The following is a 2919-nucleotide window of genomic DNA, read 5'->3' as shown; positions in this document are numbered from 1 at the left end:
CCATGCTTCCACCCGTGACCTATCTACCTCATCGTCTCTGAGGGGTCTTTCTTGATTACTCAAAGGGAAATCTCATCTTGGAGGGGGCTTCATGCTTAGATGCTTTCAGCATTTATCCCGTCCGCACGTAGCTACCCAGCGATGCTCCTGGCGGAACAACTGGTACACCAGCGGTGCGTCCATCCCGGTCCTCTCGTACTAAGGACAGCTCTCCTCAAATTTCCTGCGCCCACGACGGATAGGGACCGAACTGTCTCACGACGTTCTGAACCCAGCTCGCGTACCGCTTTAATGGGCGAACAGCCCAACCCTTGGGACCTACTCCAGCCCCAGGATGCGATGAGCCGACATCGAGGTGCCAAACCTCCCCGTCGATGTGGACTCTTGGGGGAGATCAGCCTGTTATCCCCAGGGTAGCTTTTATCCGTTGAGCGATGGCCCTTCCATGCGGAACCACCGGATCACTAAGCCCGACTTTCGTCCCTGCTCGACTTGTAGGTCTCGCAGTCAAGCTCCCTTCTGCCTTTGCGCTCTACGAATGATTTCCAACCATTCTGAGGGAACCTTTGGGCGCCTCCGTTACTGTTTAGGAGGCGACCGCCCCAGTCAAACTACCCGCCTGACACGGTCCTCCAGCCGGATGACGGCTGCGAGTTAGAGACTCTATGCATGAAGGGCGGTATCCCAAGGGTGACTCCTCCGAAGCTGGCGCTCCGGTCTCGACGTCTCCCGCCTATCCTGTACATCATGCACAAAGCCTCAATATCAGGCTGTAGTAAAGCTCCATGGGGTCTTTCCGTCCTGTCGCGGGTAACCTGCATCTTCACAGGTACTATGATTTCACCGGGTCTCTCGTTGAGACAGTGCCCAAATCGTTACGCCTTTCGTGCGGGTCGGAACTTACCCGACAAGGAATTTCGCTACCTTAGGACCGTTATAGTTACGGCCGCCGTTTACTGGGGCTTCGGTTCAAAGCTTCGCTTGCGCTAACCCATCCCCTTAACCTTCCAGCACCGGGCAGGCGTCAGCCCCTATACGTCATCTTGCGATTTAGCAGAGACCTGTGTTTTTGCTAAACAGTCGTTTGGGCCTATTCACTGCGGCTCTACTCATGTAGAGCGTCCCTTCTCCCGAAGTTACGGGACCATTTTGCCGAGTTCCTTAACGAGAGTTATCCCGCGCGTCTTAGAATTCTCATCCCGCCTACCTGTGTCGGTTTACGGTACTGGCACCTTCCACCTCACTAGAGGCTTTTCTTGGCAGTGTGAAATCGTGACCTTCGTCCCTACGGGACTCCGCATCGTTCCTCGACTTTGGTGCCTGACGGATTTGCCAATCAGACGGTCTCGAAACTTACACATGCACTTCCATCCGCATGCGTCACTATCCTCCTGCGTCCCCCCATTGTTCAAACGGTGGATCGGTGGTACAGGAATATCAACCTGTTATCCATCGCCTACGCCTTTCGGCCTCGGCTTAGGTCCAGACTAACCCTGAGCGGACGAGCCTTCCTCAGGAAACCTTGGGCTTTCGACGGAGGGGATTCTCACCCCTCTTTTCGCTACTCACACCGGCATTCTCACTTCCAAACGCTCCACTGCTCCTTACGGTACAGCTTCACAGCGGTTTGGAACGCTCCCCTACCATTCCTTACGGAATCCGCAGCTTCGGTGGTATGTTTAGCCCCGTTACATTTTCGGCGCGGCGCCACTCGACTAGTGAGCTATTACGCACTCTTTGAATGGTGGCTGCTTCTAAGCCAACATCCTAGCTGTCTAGGCAGCGCCACATCCTTTTCCACTTAACATACACTTTGGGACCTTAGCTGGCGGTCTGGGCTGTTTCCCTCTTGACTACGGATCTTATCACTCGCAGTCTGACTCCCGAGTATAAGTTGCCGGCATTCGGAGTTTAACTGAATTCGGTAACCCTGTGGGGGCCCCTAGTCCAATCAGTGCTCTACCTCCGGAACTCTCAACCTCGAGGCTAGCCCTAAAGCTATTTCGGGGAGAACCAGCTATCTCCAGGTTCGATTGGCATTTCACCGCTACCCACACCTCATCCCCGCACTTTTCAACGTGCGTGGGTTCGGACCTCCAGTCAGTGTTACCTGACCTTCATCCTGGACATGGGTAGATCACCTGGTTTCGGGTCTACGACAACGCACTATGGCGCCCTATTCAGACTCGCTTTCGCTACGGCTCCGCCTCATCAGCTTAACCTCGCGCGCTATCGTAACTCGCCGGTTCATTCTACAAAAGGCACGCCATCACCCATTAACGGGCTCTGACTACTTGTAGGCATACGGTTTCAGGATCTATTTCACTCCCCTTCCGGGGTGCTTTTCACCTTTCCCTCACGGTACTGGTTCACTATCGGTCACTAGGGAGTATTTAGCCTTGGGAGATGGTCCTCCCGGATTCCGACGGGGTTTCACGTGTCCCGCCGTACTCAGGATCCACTCTGGAGGGAAAACAGTTTCAGCTACAGGGCTGTCACCTTCTTCGGCCGACCTTTCCAGGTCGTTCACCTACTGTCTTCCTTTTTGACTCCGTATAGAGTGTCCTACAACCCCGGAGAGCATGCTCTCCGGTTTGGGCTGTTCCCGTTTCGCTCGCCGCTACTCAGGGAATCGCATTTGCTTTCTCTTCCTCCGGGTACTTAGATGTTTCAGTTCCCCGGGTCTGCCTCACGTTACACTATGTATTCATGTAACATGTCCCATCCCATTACGGATGGTGGGTTCCCCCATTCGGAAATCCTCGGATCAAAGCATACTTACTGCTCCCCGAAGCATATCGCTGTTCGTCGCGTCCTTCATCGGCTCCTAGTGCCAAGGCATCCACCGTACGCCCTTCATACCTTGATCTAGCATTTTGGTATTCTAAGAACACACGTCTAATGACATGGTTATAAAAA

General features: G+C 54.0%; 1 rRNA gene. It reads right to left on the bottom strand.

The features are described 5' to 3' along the window. Positions 1-2869, bottom strand: a 23S ribosomal RNA gene (locus tag KNP87_RS17115); the annotation flags it as partial. Positions 2870-2919 lie beyond the last annotated feature (50 nt).

This window comes from Exiguobacterium sp. s192 (assembly GCF_018618795.1).
GTDB lineage: Bacteria > Bacillota > Bacilli > Exiguobacteriales > Exiguobacteriaceae > Exiguobacterium_A > Exiguobacterium_A undae.
This window is presented reverse-complemented; position numbering and strand designations above follow the sequence as displayed.